The organism is Mesorhizobium sp. WSM4836 (assembly GCF_055811815.1).
The window spans coordinates 297,915-316,436 of record NZ_JBVVQF010000005.1; the positions used below are offsets into that span (position 1 = coordinate 297,915).

Here is an 18,522-nt window from a genome sequence, read left to right on the forward strand (position 1 = left end):
GCATATGGAACCCAGCCTAGCCCGTTATATCTGGAAGCACACCAAGAAGCAGCAGCTCTGGATATTGATGATCGTCGTGCTTTCGATGATCCCGTATTTCATGTCCTTTGATCTGCCGAAGCTGATCGTCAATGGCCCGATCCAAGGTAGGGGCTTCGAGCAGCCGGGCGCGACCCAGCCATTCATGAGGCTACACTACAACCTGCCGTTCATTGGAGAGGTCCAGTTCTTCTCCGGTTTTCAGCTCGACCGCAAGGAGACGCTGCTTGCCCTGAGCGTGGTGTTCCTCTTGCTGGTCGTCATCAACGGCCTGTTCAAACTCTACATCAACACCTACAAGGGCCGCCTCGGCGAGCGCATGCTGCGGCGTATCCGCTTCGATCTGATCGATCGTGTGCTGCGGTTTCCGCCGATTTACTTCAAGCGGGTAAAATCCGCCGAAGTGGCGACCATGGTGAAGGACGAGGTGGAGCCGCTGGGCGGCTTCATCGGCGATGCCTTCCTGCAGCCGGTGCTGCTCGGCGGCCAGGCGCTGACGGCCATGCTGTTCATCGTGGTCCAGAACTTCTGGCTCGGAATGATAGCGGCCGTGATCGTGGCCATCCAGATCGTGCTCATTCCCAGAATGCGGCGGCGACTGATCGTGCTCGGGCGCCAACGGCAATTGACGGCGCGCGCGCTTTCGGGCCGGGTTGGCGAAATCGTCGACGGCATCGGCGCGGTTCACGTCCACGATACATCAAACTACGAGCGCGCCGACATAGCTGCCCGGCTCGGGCTCATCTTTAAGATCCGCTTCGATCTTTACCAATGGAAATTCATGGTGAAGTTCCTCAACAATTTTCTCGCGCAGGTCACGCCCTTCCTGTTCTACATGATCGGCGGGTACCTGGTTATCCAGGGGCGGCTGGACGTCGGCCAGCTCGTGGCCGTGATCGGTGCCTACAAGGACCTGCCCGGACCGATGAAGGAACTGATCGACTGGGACCAGGATCGGCAGGATGTCCAGGTCAAATATCAGCAGGTCGTTGAACAGTTCACCGTCGAGGGTCTCATCGCGCCGAGTATCGGGGCATTGTCGATCGACGATCCCGATCCGATGACCAAGCCGCTGTCGGCAGTCAATCTGTCCATAGCAGACGATGGCGGTGCAATGCTCCTCAACCGCGTCTCTCTCCAGGTCAAGCCGGGTGAGACGGTGGCGCTGGTCAGTACGGCAACAGGTGGAGCTGAGGCGCTTGCAGAAGCTTTCGCGCGGCTGAACTGGCCGGACAGCGGAAGGGTCGCCTCGGGCACCGACGACCTGCTTGAACTCCCCGAAGCAGTGACCGGCCGGCGCATGTCCTACGCCTCTTCGGATGTTTTCCTGTTCCAGGCAAGCCTCCGCGACAACCTGCTCTACGGGTTGAAGCATGCGCCGCTGACACCGGTGCATTATGACGGTGCTGCGGCAGACCAGCACCGCTGGGACATCCACGAGGCGCGCCGGTCGGGCAATCCGGATCTTGATATCCGCAGCGACTGGATCAACTACGCTTCCGCCGGCGCTACCGGCCCGCACGATCTCTTTGAAGCCGTGCGCCGGGTGCTGGACGCGGTTGTTCTGTCGCGCGACATTCTGGATCTTGGCTTGCGCTCTTCGGCCGACCTCACGCGTCACACGGAACTTGCCAGGCGGATCGTCGAACTGCGTGCGGCGCTGCGAACCCGGCTGGAACAGGAAGGGCTGAGCGGACTGGTGGTTCCTTTCGAACCGGGCGCCTACAACCAGGAAGCAACGATCGGCCAAAACCTGCTCTTCGGCGCTGCCGCCGGCCCCGAACTGGCCGACAGGGCTCTAGCGGCCAATCCCTATTTTGCTTCTGTGCTGAGGCAAGCCGGCCTCGACCGCACGCTCTACGAAATGGGCATGGAGATCGCTCAACAGACGATCGAGCTGTTTGCCGACCTGCCGCCCGATCACCAGTTCTTCCAGCAGCTCGCCTTCATGAGCGCCGAGGAGATACCCGCCTACGAAACCCTGCTGCAACGGCTCAAGAACCGTCCCCACGAGGCGGTTTCGGAGAACGACCGCGCCATGATCGTCAGCTTGAGCTTTGCCTATATCGAGCCCCGGCACCGCTTTGGCCTGTTGAGCGACGAGCTGATGAGCAAGATCGTCGCGGCACGCAACCTGTTTTATGAAAACCTGCCGTCCGAGCTGCAAAATGCGATCGAACGGTACGATCCTGCCAAATACATTGCCGCGGCCACCGTCATGGATAATGTCCTGTTCGGGCGTGTTGGCAACAACCATCCCGACGCGCCGGACCGCATACGCTCCATCGTCTATGACATTCTTGATGAACTGGGGCTTTATGGCGAACTTCTTGATGTCGGCCTGGACTTCAACGTCGGCTCCGGCGGCAGGCGGCTGACCGGTGGACAGCGACAGAAGCTCGATGTTGCCCGGGCCCTGCTCAAGCGTCCTGATTTTCTCGTTCTCAATCGGCCGCTGTCGGCGCTCGACCAGCGCATGCAGGATAAGGTGCTGCGAAACGTGCTTGAGGAAGCCAGGCGCGACGGCCATTCGCCGGCAATTGTGTGGGTCGTAACGAATCCGGCAATGGCGATGATGTTCGATCGCGTTATCGTCTTCGACTCGGGTCAGTTGGTGGAAGACGGACCACACGAGACACTTTTGGCAGGGAGCGGCATCTTCAAGGAACTGCTGTCATAGAGCAACGGACATTCAGATGGGGTCATTCTGCCGGTGCACGACATCGGGCTCGCCATCTTTCGGGTCTTTCGTCTCGGCATCCGAAAACAGAATTGATTCCATCTGGGCGTCCGTTGCTCTAGTCTGGCAAACGCGAATTTTGGGAAGGTTTGCGACAATGCTGCTCAAGGACGAAGTTGGAATGCTGCAACGCGTTCCCTTGTTCTCTGCCATCGAGCCGACAAAGCTCAAGCTGCTTGCGTTCACATCCGATCGTGTGAGCTACAGCGCCGGCCAGATCCTTTTCCGGCAGGGCGACGAGGGAGACGCCGCCTATGTCATCCTTTCAGGCAAGGCCGATATTCTGGTCGATTCCGACAGTGGACCGATAAAGGTTGCCGAACTAATGCCAAATTCGATCGTTGGCGAGATCGCCATATTGTGCAACAGCTCCCGCACTGCCACCGTCAGAGCGGCAAGTTCGCTGGAAGTCTTGAGGATCCGCAAGGATCATTTCTTGAGGCTTATGAGGGAGTTCCCGGAAATGACTATCGAGATATTGCGGGTTCTTGCCGATCGCCTAAGCCATACGACCGCGGATCTGATCGACGCACGAAGTGCCAAATAACGAATGACGTGCGCTCGATCCTCGCCGTCGTGACGGCACTGTCCTCTCGCTGAGAAGGTCACCCGGAGAAGGCCTGTCTCGCCTAGCAGCAGTTGTTTGGATACGATGGGCGAAGGGGTAGCATGAACGACGACGTTTTCCTGGTCAGGTTTTGGGGTATCCGCGGCAGCATTTCGGTATCAGGGCCAGAATTCGCTCGCTATGGCGGCAACTCAATCTGCATCGAAATGCGATGCGGTAAGCATACGCTTCTGTTCGACGCAGGCTCTGGCCTGCGGCCTGCCGGCGGGGCGCTTCAGGCGTTGGGCGTGACCGATTTCGACCTGCTTTTCACCCATAGCCATTACGATCACATCATCGGGCTGCCGTCCTTTGCGCCGATCTATGACCGGGGCGCCAAGGTTACGCTTTGGTCCGGGCATCTTGCAGGACACATGACGACGCGGCAGATGGTCGATGAATTCATGCGGCCGCCGTGGTTTCCGGTGAGACTGGAGGCCTGCAAGGCAAGCCTCGACTATCGCGATTTCGTAGCCGGAGATGTGCTTCGCCCGCGCGAAGGGGTGGTGGTCCGAACCGGCAGTCTTATCCATCCGGGCGGCTGCATAGGCTACCGGGTCGAATGGGGCGGCCGCGTCGTGGCGGTGATCACAGACACTGAGCACGAGCCGGACAAACTCGATCAGGCTGTGCTCGGCCTGATCGAAGATGCCGACCTGGTCATTTACGATTGCACCTACACCGAGGAGGAAATGGAACGCCGCCGCGGTTACGGGCACTCGACATGGCAACAGGGCGTCAAGCTCTGTGAGGCGGCCGGTGCGCGGAGGCTTGCGCTGTTTCACCACGATCCTGCACGCACCGATAAAGAACTGGACAAGATCGAGAAACTGGCCAAGGACAGGTTTACCGGCGCTTTTGCCGCGCGGGATGGCCAGACGCTCAAACTTCCAATCTCATTGCGCAAAAAGCGCTGAGCTATTTTCCGCTATCTCTTTGTTTGACGCAATTCCGGACGGAAACCGTTCACACTTTTCCTGGAATTGCTCTACCGTTGCGCCCGATCAATGTCCTGATTGGAAGCCATGCGCAGGCTTCAGTCTGTGTGGTGACTGTGAACAGCCGTTCGAGAAAGAGCCATGCCGATTCATCATGTACGAGATGGTGGGTAAGCAGGCCGACCGGTTCGCCACTGTCGAATGCATGCCGCAATTGCGCGATAATAGCCTGAACCAATAGGCCGTGATCGCGGCAACCGCGCGTGCCATGCCAATCCATGATGTCGACATTGCTGTTGATGACCGCCAGCGAAGCCGGGTTTGGCCGCCCATAGACCGACAATGCCGCAAATCCTATCGATTCAAGATCGGATACCAAGCTGGCGTCGATCCTGTTCCAGGGTGGCACCAGAATCGGAACGGCACGTGCTCCGTGCAGGCCGGTTACGTGCGACAGCCCGCGAGTCAGATCATCGAGCACCGCCTCGCGCGGCCGATGCGGGCCGAGCTCCTCCTTTTTCTGGTTCTCGGGCGCATGATTTCGGTGCGCCCAGCCATGGATCGCGACCGTGGCGTGCGGCGCCTCGTCGAGCCGGACGACAAGCTTCTTATCAGTCAGGGCCGGAATGACGGCCAGAGTCACCGGAACCGCGAATTCACCGGTGACGTCGAGCAGCCGATCAAGCGCAGGCGTCGGATCCACGGCGTCATCGTCGCGCAGCCAGAACTCCGCCTTACGGTCCGCCCGTTGCCGGCACGCTAGTTCTTCGACCAAGGGCCGCCAGATCTGATCGGATGTCATGAAACCGGGATCTTCGCAAGGAGTTCGGCCAGACGCGCGGATGCAGCACCTAGGGAACGTTGTTCGAGGATGAAACGTCTGGCTTCCGCGGCCATGATGGTTCTTTCGTCGTTACGGGCCAGAAGCCTTTCAATGGCAGAAGCGAACGCCGCCACATCGCCCGGCGGGGTCAGAAACCCGGTCTGGCCATCCCGCATGACCTCAGGCACGCCGGCGATGTCCTGAGCCACCACCGGAAGGCCGGCAGCCTGCGCTTCAAGATAGGCAACGCCATAGGCCTCGCCGTAACCCGGCCAGACGTAAATTCCCCCACTATAGAGGACATCCGGCACAGCGGCTGGCTCAATCGCGCCAAGCCATTCGATACGGTCGGCGGGCAAGCCGGCGAATTGCGCTTTGACCTCTTCACGGGCAGGTCCGTCCCCGACGACCGACATGGTCCAGGGCAGGTGACCGATCGAACCGAGCGCTTGCGCCAGCATGCGATAGCTTTCGACTTTGTCGCCCGGGCGCATCATGGCGACGGTAACGAGGCGCGTCGGACAACCCCTTGCCGGCAGTTCCCGGAATACCGATGTGTCGATGAATGGCGAAAGCATGCCGAGAGCGGCGTCGGGTATCGCATCTGCCAGTCCCTGACGATCCCTTTGCGTGAAGCAGATGTTCAGCGCCGCCTGTTCGACGGCTCGCGCCACCAACGCTTGCGTATCGGCCCACAAACCGGTGTTGCGCCGCCTCGAATATGAGGCTTCCGCTGTCACAAAGGGGATAGCAAAGGCCGACGCGAGTTCGGGTCCGATCAGGTCGGGCGCCTTGTAATAGGGATGGTAGGAGAACCACAGATCGGGCTTGCCGTCACGATCCCAAAGCTTGGTCAGCCGCCCGGCCTCCTCCCGGGCCTCGATCTTGAGCGCATCGAAACACTTCGACTCCGGTTCGCGTAGATACAAGCGCACTTCGGATGCCAGTTCGACGCTGTGCCCTCCATGCTCCAGCGCCTTGACCAGCATCCGTGCCATCTGACGGTCGCCGGAGGCAACGGAATGATTGGGTGACTTCAGCGGCGCGTAGAAAGCAATTCGCATCGCCGGACCCTATCATCGGAAAGCCTACGCAAGTCAATTTCGAAGCATGATCGACTTCACCTTCAAGCACGGGAGTGTGCTATCTGATGCTTATGGAAACAGCTGCCGCATCCGACCCCTTTGTCGCTTCCTTGCCGGTCTTCGCCAGGTTCGAAAGCGTTGCCGATATCGATAACTATCGGCCTCTCCCCGATGGCTGGGCGCTGGCCACCGCAGACATAGTCGGCTCGACCAAGGCGATCGAGGCGGGGCGCTACAAAACCGTCAATATGGCCGGCGCCAGCGTCATTTCGGCGCTGCTCAATGCGCTAGGTCGGCAAGATCTTCCCTTTGTCTTCGGCGGCGACGGCGCGCTCGTGGCGTTTCCCGGCTCGGCGCTGGAGATCACCCGCAACGCGCTGGCGGCTGTCCAGAGATGGGTGGCGGACGAACTGGATCTGACCTTGCGTGCCGCAATCGTGCCGATCAAGGATATCAGAGCGCAAGGCCTCGACGTTCGCGTGGCGAGATTCCAGGCCTCCGATGCGGTCTTCTATGCCATGTTCGCCGGCGGTGGTGGCAGTTGGGCGGAAGCCGAGATGAAAGCGGGGCGCTACCGCATCGATCCTGCGCCGGCCGGCGCGCGGCCGGACCTGACCGGCCTCTCGTGCCGCTGGAACCCGATCGAAGCCCAGCATGGCGAAATCGTCTCGATCATAGCCATACCGGGGGCGTCGCGCAACTTGCGCGGTTTTCAGTTTCTGGTTTCCGACATCATCGCCCTTGCCGGCAGGCAGGAACGTGATGGCCACCCGGTGCCGGTGAACGGGCCGGACTACAGTTTGCTGCCCGCCGGCCTCGATATCGAAGCGCGGGCCACGGCACCGGCAGGACGGCGGTGGCTGTCGAAGCTGTGGATCGTGTTCCTGATGACGCTTACGGCTGTTACGGATAGATATGGCTGGACGATCGGCAGATTCGATCCGAAGATCTACAAGCGCGAAGTGGCCAGCAATTCGGATTTCCGGAAGTTCGACGATGGCTTGAAGATGACCATCGACGTTGACGCGGATGTCTTGCAACGGATCGAGAACCGGCTGAAACAGGCGGAAGAGGCGGGCATCTGCAACTATGGCCTGCACCGCCAGAAATCGGCCTTGATGACATGCCTCGTCGCATCGCCGCTGCAGCGCGACCACGTTCATTTCATCGATGGCGCCGCCGGCGGCTATGCGATGGCTGCCGCAAGCCTGAAGGCGAAGGTGGCGGTTTGATGACGGCTTGCGGAAATCGATCTTCCGCACTATGCCTCGGTCATGGTTCTTGAGACCAAGTGAGCCTCGCCATGGGAACGGACAGCCTGTCCGAATTGACGGGAAAGCAGATTTTTGGACGCCTCACGATCGATATATCACCGTCTTCTAAACCGGATTTCGACGCGTACCGCGCAAGTCGGTGTGATCGGACTGGGCTATGTCGGGCTGCCGCTGGCGGTTGCGATCGCACGCGCCGGCTTCCCGGTTTCCGGCTTCGACGTCGAAGGCCTGAAGGTCGAGATCCTGAATAAGGGCCAATCCTACATCGAGGCGGTGACGTCGACAGACCTTGCCGGCCAGGTGGCGAGCGGACGGTTCCGCGCCACTGCGGATTTTGCCGAACTGGCCGTCTGCGATGTCATCATCATCTGCGTTCCGACACCGTTGACGAAACACCGCGAGCCGGATCTCTCCTTCGTCAGGAACACGGCGGGCACCATCGCGAAGCATCTGCGTCTCGGCCAGCTGATCGTACTGGAATCGACCACCTATCCCGGCACCACCGACGACGTGATCAAGCCCATCCTGGAAAAAACCGGCTTGCAGTCGAAGATAGACTTCTTCCTCGGCTTCTCACCCGAACGCGAGGATCCCGGCAACCGCAGCTTTGAGGTCGCGACGATCCCCAAGGTCGTGGCAGGTGACGGCATTGAAGCGGCGACGCTCGTGCAGGCTTTCTACCAAGGCGTGGTCAAGACCGTCGTTCCGGTTTCAACCACGGCGACCGCCGAGGCGGTCAAGCTGACGGAAAACATCTTCCGCTCAGTCAACATAGCCCTCGTCAACGAGTTGAAGGTAGTGCTCGGCACGATGGGCATCGACATCTGGGAGGTGATCGAGGCGGCAAAGACCAAGCCCTTCGGCTACATGCCTTTCTATCCTGGCCCTGGACTTGGCGGGCACTGTGTTCCGATCGATCCCTTCTACCTGACGTGGAAGGCGCGCGAATACGAACTGCCGACCCGCTTCATCGAGCTGGCGGCAGAGATCAACACGGCTATGCCGCGTCATGTGGTCGATGAACTGGCGAAGACGCTGGACCGGCGCTGCGGCAAGGCGCTCAGCCGCTCGCGCATTCTCATCATCGGGCTCGCCTATAAGAAGAATGTGCCCGACATCCGCGAAAGCCCCTCATTGCGGCTCATTGAACTCATCGAGGAATGGGGCGGCAAGGCGGAATTCCACGATCCGCATGTTACCGAAATCCCGACCACACGGGAGCATATGGCGATCAAGGGGCGTCGCTCGGTCGAATTGACCGAGGTGGCCTTGAAGGATTTCGACGCGGTCGTCGTTGCAACCGACCACGACGCGATCGACTATCAGGCGATCGCGGATCACGCTCTACTGATCGTCGACACACGCAATATTTTTGGCCGCCTCGGGCTGGCCCGGGAGACGGTGGTGAAGGCCTGACGGCGTCCGAGCCGGCGAATTGTGGCGGATCAAGGAGATTTCGAGATAGCATGAGCACAGCGCAAGCAGAAATTTCTGCCATTCTCATGGATAAGGTTGCCGATTGGCTGACCCAATCGGCGCTAGCGGGCGACGACCTGGAAACATTGGTAAGGGGCTTTTGTGAACGGCTGGCTGCTGCCGGCCTGCCGTTGAAGCGGGTGCATTTGAGCTTTTCGATGCTTCATCCGCTTTATGACGCGCTCGGCTTCACCTGGCTCCGCGGCCAGGGTCTGGAAGTGGAAGGCTTCCGTAAGGAGAATGGCGTTCATTCCGACAGATTCCTGACCAGCCCATACTACCATCTGCTCAGCCACAAGCTCGACCATCTGCGGCGCCGGCTCGACCCGTCGGTGCCGTCGGAATTTCCTGTTTTCGATGACCTCAAGCTTATGGGAGTCACCGATTACATGGCTTTCGTCCATCCCTTCGGCGGCAACACCAGTCAGGGCATGATCGGGTCTTGGTCCACCGACAGTGCTGCAGGCTTCAGCGAAAGCGTGATTTCGGCGCTGCTGCGCATCCAGAACCATCTCGCTATCGCAACCAAGATGGCGGTGCTCACCAAGCTTGCCGACAACATGATGACCACTTATCTCGGCGGCGACGCCGGCAGGCGCGTGCTCGACGGCCAGATCAAGCGCGGCGAGGGCGATACAATCCGGGCGGCACTGGTCATGGGCGATATGCGCGGGTCATCAAGACTTGCCGAAACCGCTGGCCGCGAAGTCTATATCGATACGCTGAACCAGTTCTTCGACGCCGTTGCTGCACCTTTCAATCGCAAGGGCGGGCAGATCATGAGTTTCATAGGTGATGGCTTCATTGCCGTCTACCCTTGCGAAAGGCACCGTTCGCAGTCCGAGATCGCCTGCCAGGCTGCGCTTGCGGCAGCGCACAAGGCCAACGCGCGTATGATGGATCTCAATCTGCGCAGAAAGCAGCAGGGATTGAGCGACATAAACTATGGTATCGGCCTGCATGTCGGCAATGTGATGTTCGGCAATGTCGGGCTTACCGACCGGCTCACATTCTCTGTCTTCGGCGCGGCTGTAAACGAGGTCCAGCGCCTCCAGACCCTGACCAAGAAATATCCCCACAGTGTTCTCGCCAGTAAAGACTTCGCCAACTATTGCGGCGCCAACAGCTGGCTGTCGCTGGGCTTGGAGGATCTGGCGGGCATCAAGCAGAAGCTGACGGTGCTTTCACCCGATTTGTCGGGTGCTCTCGCACTCGAGGAAGACGGTGCGCTGGAGCCGATTTACGACCGAATATCGGACGCCGAACAGGTCATGCTGCTTCATCGCGATGCCGCGCGGCTGGCGGCGGGCGACCCGAGGAAGCTCCAGTGACCGCCAGGATCTGATCCGGTCCGGTCGCCGGTTCCGCCAGGGGACTGGCGAATCCAAGTTGCTCTAGGCTGGCAATGCGCTAGTCTCGCCTTCTTAACTGCCAGAGTGGGGGCTGGTGTGAGGATGAATTTGGGCGTTGATCTGCTGCGGATCGAGGATGTTGGCATCTCTTTTGCCATTACAGGGGGACCGTTGCATGCCGTCAGGCGTGCAAATCTTCGTGTCCTGCCCGGCAAGGTTACCGCGCTTGTGGGCGAGTCCGGCTCCGGAAAATCGGTTCTCAGCCAGGCAGTGATGGGCATTTTGCCGAACACAGCCCATGTTCGCGGCCGTATCCTGTTTTCCGATCCTGAAAAGCCCGGCACGACGCAGGATATCCTGCAGATGCCGCGTGACGGACCCGAAATCCGGGCGTTGAGAGGCAGCCGCATCGGCAAGATCTTTCAGGAGCCGATGACATCACTGTCGCCGCTGCACACGATCGGCAACCAGGTCAGCGAATCCCTGCAGGTTCACACGCCCATGGCTCGGGTGGAGCGCAAGGCGCACACCGAGGAAATGCTCGGTCTTGTCGGCTTTCCCAATCCCAAGCGCGCCTATGACATGTATCCGTTTGAACTTTCGGGAGGACTGCGTCAGCGCGCCATGATCGCCATGGCGCTTATCTGCCGGCCCGCGCTGTTGATCGCCGACGAGCCGACGACGGCGCTGGACGTGACCATCCAGGCGCAAATCCTGCAATTGCTGCGTGGGCTTCAGACCAAGCTGAACATGGCGATGCTGCTGATCACGCACGACCTCGGCGTGGTCGCCAATGTCGCCGACGAGGTGGTGGTCATCTACCATGGCGAGATCATGGAAGCGGGACCTGTCGAGGCGATATTCCGCCGGCCAGGCCACCCCTACCTTAGGGGTCTAATGGCAGCCGTTCCGCATTTCGACCTGAAGCCTGGCGAAAGGCTAAAGGCGCTCCGCGAGGTGCCGGTGAATGTCGGGAACCTGCTCGGCAAGCAGACGGCGCCGGTATCGAAGGGGCCGGACGACATCCTGCTGTCGGTCAGGGATCTGAAAAAGGTCTTCACCATCCGCAAGTCCGGATGGCTAGGCGGGGATCATCAAACCTCTATTCGCGCCGTGGACGGCGTGAGCTTCGACATCAGGCGGGGTGAGTGCCTGGGTCTGGTCGGCGAAAGCGGCTCCGGCAAAACCACCGTCAGCAAGATCCTCATGCGGGCTGTCACCCCTAGCGGCGGCTCTGTGATCTTCAACGGCCGCGATGGACCGATCGACGTCCTGGAAGGCGAGGGAGACGCCCTGCGCCTGTTGCGCGCGAAAATCCAGATGGTCTTTCAGGATCCGGTCTCGTCACTTTCACCTCGCATGACGGTGGAGAACATCTTGAGCGAGCCGCTGGAAATCCATCAACGCGGCAATGCCGCGTCCCGACTCGCCACGGTCAAGAGCCTGATGCAGGCAATCGGGCTCGATCCGCGCTTCATCAAGCGTTATCCGCACAGTTTCTCCGGCGGGCAGCGTCAGCGTATCGGCATCGCGCGCGCGTTGGCGCTGGGGCCTGAACTCCTGATCTGCGACGAGCCGGTTTCGGCGCTCGACGTCTCTGTCCAGGCGCAGATCCTAAATCTCCTGAAGGATCTGCAGAAGGAACTGGGCCTGACCTACCTGTTCATATCCCACAACCTGGCGGTGGTGGACTACATGGCAGACCGCATCGCGGTGATGTGCGGCGGGCGTATTGTCGAGCTTGCGCCGCGCGAAATTCTGCTTAGGAAACCTATCCACCCCTACACGCGCTCACTGGTCGCCGCAGTACCTTTTCCCGATCTCGACAGGCCGATGGATTTCAAGACGCTGAAGCTTAGCGGCGCTTCCGACACGAGCGCATGGGGACCGCAATTCCGTGACGAGGGCGACGAGAATATGCTGTCGCCGCTCGATCTTGGCGGCGGCCACCTCGTGCTGGCCCGACGTTCGGCCGATATCAGCGAGCTACGCCATTGATCCGCCGGCGCACCGTCCTTGGGCTTATGGCTTCGGCATTTCTGCCGGGCACATTGCGCGCCGGCGATCTGGAGCCGGAATTTCTCCAGCCGCAGCTGAAGGCCAGGGCGCTGCCGGCACTCGCCGAACGCCTGCCCAAGCGCCCCCGCGCGTTGAATCTCGCTGCGATGGGCCGACAGCCCGGCCAATATGGCGGCACGCTGCGCACGATCATCGGCAGCCAGAAAGATATCCGGATGATGACGATCTACGGGTACGCTCGCCTGGTCGGCTATGACGAAACGCTTAACTTGCAAGCCGACATTCTCGAAAGTTTCGATGTAGCGGATGATCGTGTCTTCACTTTCAAGATACGGGAAGGGCATAAATGGTCTGACGGTAGCCTGCTGACGCCGGAGGATTTTCGCTATTGCTGGGAAGATGTCTGGCTGAACGATGAGCTTTCGCAAGGCGGGCTTGCCCCGGCCCTACTGGCCGACGGCAAGCCGCCACGCTTCGAGATCGTCGATCCGTCGACGGTCCGCTATAGTTGGGATGCGCCCAATCCCGACTTCCTGCCCAAGCTCGCTGCTGCTTCGCCGATACCGCTTGTTCTGCCGGCCGCCTATCTCAAGCAGTTCCACAAGAAATACCAGGATCCATTCCGGCTCGCCGGCCTAATGAGGGAGAACCGGGCCAAGAAATGGACGCTCCTGCATATCCGCATGTCGCGGCAGTATCGCCCGGAGAACCCGGAACTACCGACGCTCGATCCCTGGCAGAACCGGACCAAGCCGCCGGCGGAGCAATTCGTCTTCGAGCGCAACCCGTTCTTTCATCGAATAGACGAGAATGGCCGGCAACTGCCCTATGTTGACCGGATTGTCATGAATGTCAGCTCATCGGCGATTATTTCCGCCAAAACCGGTGCTGGAGAGAGCGACCTGCAAGGCATGGGAATCGACTTCACCGATTACTCCTTCCTGAAGGATGCGGAGAAGCGCTACCCGGTGAAGATGCATCTCTGGAAACGCACACAGGGTTCGCGGCTGGCGCTGCTGCCCAATCTGAATTGTGCCGACCAGGTGTGGCGTGGCCTTTTTCGTGACGTGCGCGTGCGCCGCGCACTTTCGCTCGCTGTGGACAGGCGCGAGATCAATTTAGCTGTGTTCTACGGATTGGCGCAGGAAAGTGCCGATACGGTCCTGCCGGAGAGCCCGCTCTACCGGCCGGAATTTGCGAAAGCCTGGGTCGCCCATAATCCCGACCAGGCGAATGCCCTGCTCGATGAGGTCGGGCTTCAGGCGCGTGACGATGACGGCCTGCGGATACTTCCCGACGGACGCCCGGCACAGCTCGTAGTGGAAACGGCCGGCGAAAGCACGCTGGAAACCGACGCGCTCGAGCTCATCACCGATCATTGGCGCAAGATCGGCATCGCCCTGTTCATCCGGACTTCGCAGCGCGACATCTTCCGAAGCCGCGCGCTTGGTGGCCAGATCATGATGTCGATGTGGTCGGGCATCGACAATGGTGTGCCGACCGCCGACATGAACCCGTACCAACTGGCTCCCACCGTCGACGACCAGCTGCAATGGCCGCTCTGGGGTGCTCACTATCTGTCCCATGGCAAGATGGGTGAGGCGCCCGATCTTCCTGAGGTGGTCCAGTTGATGGCTTTACTCAAGCGCTGGAACGCGTCGACCGAAGCCACGGAGCGCGCCGAAATTTGGAATTCAATGCTGTCGATCTATACCGATCAGGTGTTTTCAATCGGCACGGTGAACGGAACGCATCAGCCGGTTCTGGCGTCCTCGCGGCTGCGCAATCTGCCTGACAAGGCGCTCTACGGCTACGACCCGACCGCCTATTTCGGTGTCTATATGCCGGATACATTCTGGCTTGGAGAGTCCTGAGCGTGCTTCGATATATTGTCTGGCGAATTGCCGTGATGGTTCCAACGCTGCTGGTCATATCGGCACTGGTGTTCACGATCATCGAACTTCCACCAGGCGACTACTTCGACAGCTATGTTGCCGAGCTTCGGGCTCAGGGCGAAGCGGTGGAGTCCGATCGCATCGAGATGATGCGCAAGGAATATGGTTTCGACCAGCCACCGGTCATTCGCTACTTCTACTGGGTCGGCGGGATGCTGCACGGCGATTTCGGCTATTCCTTCGAATATGAGCTGCCGGTTCGCGACGTCGTCGGGGACCGAATGTGGCTGACGGTGCTGGTTTCCTTTGTCACGATCATCTTCACCTGGCTCATCGCCTTTCCGATCGGCATGTACTCCGCCACGCATCAATACAGCTGGGGCGACTACGGCCTGACTTTCTTCGGCCTTCTCGGCCTTGCCATTCCGAACTTCATGCTGGCACTGATCCTGATGTATTTCGCCAACATCTGGTTCGGCACATCCATCGGCCATCTCATGGACCAGCAATATCTCGGCGAGCCGATGAGCTGGGCTAAGGCGAAGTCGATCCTCGCCCATCTCTGGATTCCGGTCTTGATCATCGGCACCGGGGGCACGGCAAGCATGATCCGGCGTCTGCGCGCCAATCTGCTCGATGAGCTACATAAGCAATATGTCGTGACCGCGCGCGCCAAAGGTCTTCATCCCTTCAGGGCGCTGGTCAAATATCCGCTGCGCATGGCGCTCAATTTCTTCATTTCAGACATCGGCTCTATCCTGCCGGCAATCATCTCCGGCGCCGAAATCACGGCGATCGTGCTGTCCTTGGAAACGACCGGGCCGATGCTGATCAAGGCGCTGCAAAGCCAGGACATGTATCTGGCAGGGTCGTTCCTGATGTTCCTCGCCTTCCTGACGGTCATCGGCGTCCTGATTTCCGACCTGGCGCTGGCGCTGCTTGATCCGCGAATTCGTTTGCAAGGCGGCAGCACCAAATGAACACGCAATCACCGCTGCCCGCTCCGGGTGCTCCACTGCAACACTACGTTTCCATCGCGCCCTTTGACCTGCAATCGGTCGAGGCGATGACGCCGGAGCAGTCGAAGGTCTTTCAGGCGTCGCAGTTGCGGCTGATGTGGTGGAAATTCCGTCGGCACCGGCTTGCCCTTGCATCCGGCATATTCCTGGCAGCGCTTTATTTCGGGATACTGATCTGCGAGTTCCTGGCGCCCTACGATCTGCACACGCGCAACATGGACTACATCTATTCGCCGCCGCAGCGGGTGCACCTGTTCCACAACGGCCAGCTCGTCGGGCCATTCGTCTATGGCCGCCATATGGCGCTGGATATGGACACCCTCAAGCGGAACTACATCGAGCAACAGGACGATGTTCAGCGGATCCGTTTCTTCTGCAAGGGCGACAGTTACCGGTTCTGGGGCCTGATCGAAGGTGACAGGCATTTTGTCTGCCCTGCTGAAAACGGCCAGCTCTTTCTGGCCGGTACCGACAGGCTGGGGCGCGATGTCTTCTCGCGCATCATCTATGGCGCACGCATTTCACTGACAATCGGTCTCGTCGGCATCAGTTTTAGCTTCCTGCTCGGCATAGTCATCGGAGGACTGGCCGGCTATCACGGCGGTATCTTCGACCTGGTCGTTCAACGGATAATCGAAGTTCTGCAATCGATCCCCAGCATTCCACTATGGCTGGCTCTTGCGGCAATCATGCCGATAACCTGGAGTCCGATCCTGATCTATTTTGGCATCACCGTCATCCTCGGGCTGCTCGACTGGACCGGACTGGCGCGGGCCGTGCGTTCAAAGCTTCTAGCCTTGCGCGAGGAGGATTACGTTTTGGCCGCGCAATTGATGGGCGCCAGCAGCAGCCGCATTATCCGGCGACACCTCATTCCCGGCTTCATGTCGCATCTGATCGCGACGGCGACGATTTCCATACCCGGCATGATCCTGGGCGAGACGGCGCTGAGCTTCCTCGGGCTCGGTCTGCGGGCACCGATAACCAGCTGGGGCATTCTGCTCACCGAGGCGCGCAGCGTCAGCGTGATCGCGTTCTACCCATGGCTGCTTTTACCGATGCTCCCGGTCGTTCTCGTCATCTTGGCATTCAACTTCCTCGGCGACGGGTTGCGGGACGCCGCGGACCCCTACAAGTGAGATCAGGACATACAATCGAACATGAGTCGCCTCGACAGTTTCATCCGCAGGATGACCGCACAGCGCGACATACTCGATCATGTCTGCGCCGAGGTGGCGAAGATTGAGGGCCCCGTGCTCGAGCTCGGCCTCGGCAATGGCAGGACATTCCACCATCTGCGCGAGCGCCTGCCCGGACGCCGGATCGTAGCGTTCGACCGCGCACTTGCCGCACACGCCACCTCAATTCCCGAAGCTGAAAACCTCGTGCTCGGCGAAATACGCGAGACGGCGAGCAGGTTCATTGGCATCGATGCGGCTCTTGTTCATGCCGACATCGGCACCGGCTATGAAGATCGCGATGCAGTGACCTCTACCTGGCTCCCCGATCTGGTTGCCCGACTGCTTCGCGTCGGCGGCATCGCGGTCAGCGGCACGCCGCTCGATCACCCGCAGTTGCAATGCCTCCCGCCGCCGCCTTCGGTGCCCGCGGATCGTTATTTTGTCTGCAGACGCGTGTGAGGAGCCGAGACGAGCCAGATCTTTGGGGGCCAACTCTTCAGGGGCCAAGTCTTCAAGGGCCAAGCCTTCAAGGGATCGTATACACCGCTATCTCTCGCTCGATGCCACGCAGCGAGACCTCGTGGGGCACGGGCGTCAGCGCGTTCCTGTGCAACAGATCGGCGGTGAGATTGTCGTCGACTACCGCCCGAGTGGCGAAGATCGCTTGTGCGTTGGCAAGGTTCTGGACCCGCGAAGCAATGTTGACCGTCTGGCCGAAATAGTCCTGTCGCTCATTCATAGACACGGCGATGCAAGGGCCGGCATGGACTCCGATCTTGAGCAGCAGATCCTCGCGCCCGCTCTTGTCGTTGAGCATACGCATGGCATCGCGCATCCTGAGGGCTGCAGCAATCGCACGATCAGGCGTCGCGAAGGTCGCCATCACCGCATCACCGATCGTCTTCACCACCGCGCCCGCCTCCGCCGTGACGATCTCGTGCAGAACCTGGAAATGCTCGCGCACGAGATCGAAGGCTGAAAGGTCGCCCACCCGCTCGTAAAGCTCGGTCGATCCGCGCAGGTCGGTGAACAGGAACGTCAAGCTCGTAATCTTCAGGCGCTGGTTGATGTCGAGTGTATCCGTGCGATAGAGATCGCGGAATGTCTGGTTGGTGAGCAGGCGCTTGGCGGTCAGGAAGGGCCGGCGTTTTCCCAGGAAATCATGCAATGCCTGGCCGGCTATGAAGACCGTCGGCAGTACGCGGGTGTCGGTCCTGTTTTCCAGCGAAATGCGCAACGGGCCGGGTTGCATCTCCAGCGTCTGGTTCTGGACATGGTCGCGATCGAAGGCCAAAGAGAGGCTCCGGCGCTCCTTTGTTGGTTCGCCCTTCCCGTCGATGAACTGCGCTGAGTGGGTGACCGGCTCGAAGACGATCATGAATTCGGACGGAAGCTGTATCGGCAGAACCGCCTTTTCACCGGGCGCAAGCTCGATATCCTCCAGCGAGAACGCTTCCATCTGTTTCGCGAAATCCCCTTCCGGCAGATCGACGCCGGACGCCCAGTAGATCTGGCGGAAATATTCCGCCACCGGCAGTTCGTGTGGATTGTGGGCGGCAATCCTGCGCACACGGGGATTGACGGTGAATGTCACCTCGACCATCTCGTCGAGGGTCGGCGAATAGCCCTCGGAGCACAGCGCGCAGGTGTATTCGTCCTTTTGCAGGGTTTTCAGCGTGGCGTTGGTGTCGAGCACGCCGCCACAGCCGGGGCACAGAACATTCCACGAAATGTCGAAGATGCCCACCCGCGCCGCATGGAGAAAGGCGCCTATGGCGCGCTCCTCGTCGAGACCATGCTTGCTGGCGAAGGCTGGCGCATTAATGCGGCAAAGTTCGCGGTCCTCGCCCTCCGCGATGGTTCGCCCGATCGCGTCGACCGCCTGTGGATCGACATTGGCCGATTGTCGCAGAAGCGAGAACAGATCCTGAGCTTCGTTCATCGTGCAGGCTCCGGAAAATGCACCTCGAGGCGTTTTGACCGGACCGGTCTTTGGTCCGAGCGCTCCATCTTACTTCGAAACGGACCGTACGGCCATTCGAATGGATAAGCCTGATGACACTTCAATTTCCAT

Annotated in this window: 14 protein-coding genes; 11 read left to right on the top strand and 3 right to left on the bottom strand. The window is 60.0% G+C overall.

From position 1 onward, the window contains the following. Nucleotides 1-4: 4 nt before the first annotated feature. The 3 genes from AC0L2P_RS09320 to AC0L2P_RS09330 all read left to right on the top strand — a co-directional run bounded on the left by AC0L2P_RS09320 (nucleotide 5) and on the right by AC0L2P_RS09330 (nucleotide 4,303). A complete protein-coding gene (locus AC0L2P_RS09320) occupies nucleotides 5-2,719 on the top strand; it encodes an ABC transporter transmembrane domain-containing protein (RefSeq protein WP_473500933.1) in 2,715 nt (904 codons plus the stop codon). A 157-nt stretch (nucleotides 2,720-2,876) separates the two neighbouring features. Next, nucleotides 2,877-3,326, top strand: a complete 450-nt coding sequence (locus tag AC0L2P_RS09325; RefSeq protein ID WP_473500934.1) for a cyclic nucleotide-binding domain-containing protein — start codon at nucleotides 2,877-2,879, stop codon at nucleotides 3,324-3,326. A gap of 122 nt (nucleotides 3,327-3,448) precedes the next feature. Then, entirely contained in the window at nucleotides 3,449-4,303 is an 855-nt protein-coding gene (locus AC0L2P_RS09330) for an MBL fold metallo-hydrolase (RefSeq protein ID WP_473500936.1), read from the top strand. 49 nt (nucleotides 4,304-4,352) lie between these two features. Here the strand turns inward: AC0L2P_RS09330 and AC0L2P_RS09335 are convergent, their stop codons facing one another. Then, nucleotides 4,353-5,126, bottom strand: a complete 774-nt coding sequence (locus tag AC0L2P_RS09335; RefSeq protein ID WP_473500938.1) for a polysaccharide deacetylase family protein — start codon at nucleotides 5,124-5,126, stop codon at nucleotides 4,353-4,355. Next, on the bottom strand, nucleotides 5,123-6,211 hold the full coding sequence (locus AC0L2P_RS09340) for a glycosyltransferase family 4 protein (protein WP_473500939.1): 1,089 nt from the start codon (nucleotides 6,209-6,211) through the stop codon (nucleotides 5,123-5,125). Before AC0L2P_RS09340 ends, AC0L2P_RS09335 begins: the two co-directional genes overlap by 4 nt. A gap of 92 nt (nucleotides 6,212-6,303) precedes the next feature. Here AC0L2P_RS09340 and AC0L2P_RS09345 point away from each other — a divergent pair, with 92 nt between their 5' ends. The 8 genes from AC0L2P_RS09345 (at nucleotide 6,304) to AC0L2P_RS09380 (ending at nucleotide 16,907) form a co-directional block, all read left to right on the top strand. Further along, nucleotides 6,304-7,464, top strand: a complete 1,161-nt coding sequence (locus AC0L2P_RS09345; RefSeq protein ID WP_473500982.1) for a DUF3095 domain-containing protein — start codon at nucleotides 6,304-6,306, stop codon at nucleotides 7,462-7,464. Between the two features lie 114 nt (nucleotides 7,465-7,578). After that, on the top strand, nucleotides 7,579-8,922 hold the full coding sequence (locus AC0L2P_RS09350; RefSeq protein ID WP_473500941.1) for a nucleotide sugar dehydrogenase: 1,344 nt from the start codon (nucleotides 7,579-7,581) through the stop codon (nucleotides 8,920-8,922). 50 nt (nucleotides 8,923-8,972) lie between these two features. After that, a complete protein-coding gene (locus AC0L2P_RS09355) occupies nucleotides 8,973-10,313 on the top strand; it encodes an adenylate/guanylate cyclase domain-containing protein (RefSeq protein WP_473500942.1) in 1,341 nt (446 codons plus the stop codon). 123 nt (nucleotides 10,314-10,436) lie between these two features. Next, on the top strand, nucleotides 10,437-12,332 hold the full coding sequence (locus tag AC0L2P_RS09360; RefSeq protein WP_473500943.1) for an ABC transporter ATP-binding protein: 1,896 nt from the start codon (nucleotides 10,437-10,439) through the stop codon (nucleotides 12,330-12,332). After that, complete coding sequence (locus tag AC0L2P_RS09365; RefSeq protein ID WP_473500944.1) at nucleotides 12,329-14,227, top strand: ABC transporter substrate-binding protein; 1,899 nt, start codon at nucleotides 12,329-12,331, stop codon at nucleotides 14,225-14,227. Before AC0L2P_RS09360 ends, AC0L2P_RS09365 begins: the two co-directional genes overlap by 4 nt. A 2-nt stretch (nucleotides 14,228-14,229) precedes the next feature. Then, the gene (locus AC0L2P_RS09370; protein ID WP_473500945.1) at nucleotides 14,230-15,228 is read left to right on the top strand and encodes an ABC transporter permease; all 999 of its coding nucleotides are present in this window, start codon (nucleotides 14,230-14,232) and stop codon (nucleotides 15,226-15,228) included. After that, nucleotides 15,225-16,406: an ABC transporter permease gene (locus AC0L2P_RS09375; protein WP_473500946.1), complete on the top strand. Its 1,182-nt coding sequence runs from the start codon at nucleotides 15,225-15,227 to the stop codon at nucleotides 16,404-16,406. Before AC0L2P_RS09370 ends, AC0L2P_RS09375 begins: the two co-directional genes overlap by 4 nt. Before the next feature lie 21 nt (nucleotides 16,407-16,427). Further along, nucleotides 16,428-16,907 carry a class I SAM-dependent methyltransferase gene (locus tag AC0L2P_RS09380; RefSeq protein ID WP_473500947.1) on the top strand — a complete coding sequence of 160 codons (480 nt, stop codon included), beginning with the start codon at nucleotides 16,428-16,430 and terminating at the stop codon, nucleotides 16,905-16,907. 67 nt (nucleotides 16,908-16,974) lie between these two features. On the opposite strand, the gene AC0L2P_RS09385 is transcribed toward AC0L2P_RS09380, so the two are convergent. After that, nucleotides 16,975-18,390: a DUF5939 domain-containing protein gene (locus tag AC0L2P_RS09385; RefSeq protein WP_473500948.1), complete on the bottom strand. Its 1,416-nt coding sequence runs from the start codon at nucleotides 18,388-18,390 to the stop codon at nucleotides 16,975-16,977. Between the last annotated feature and the right edge of the window lie 132 nt (nucleotides 18,391-18,522).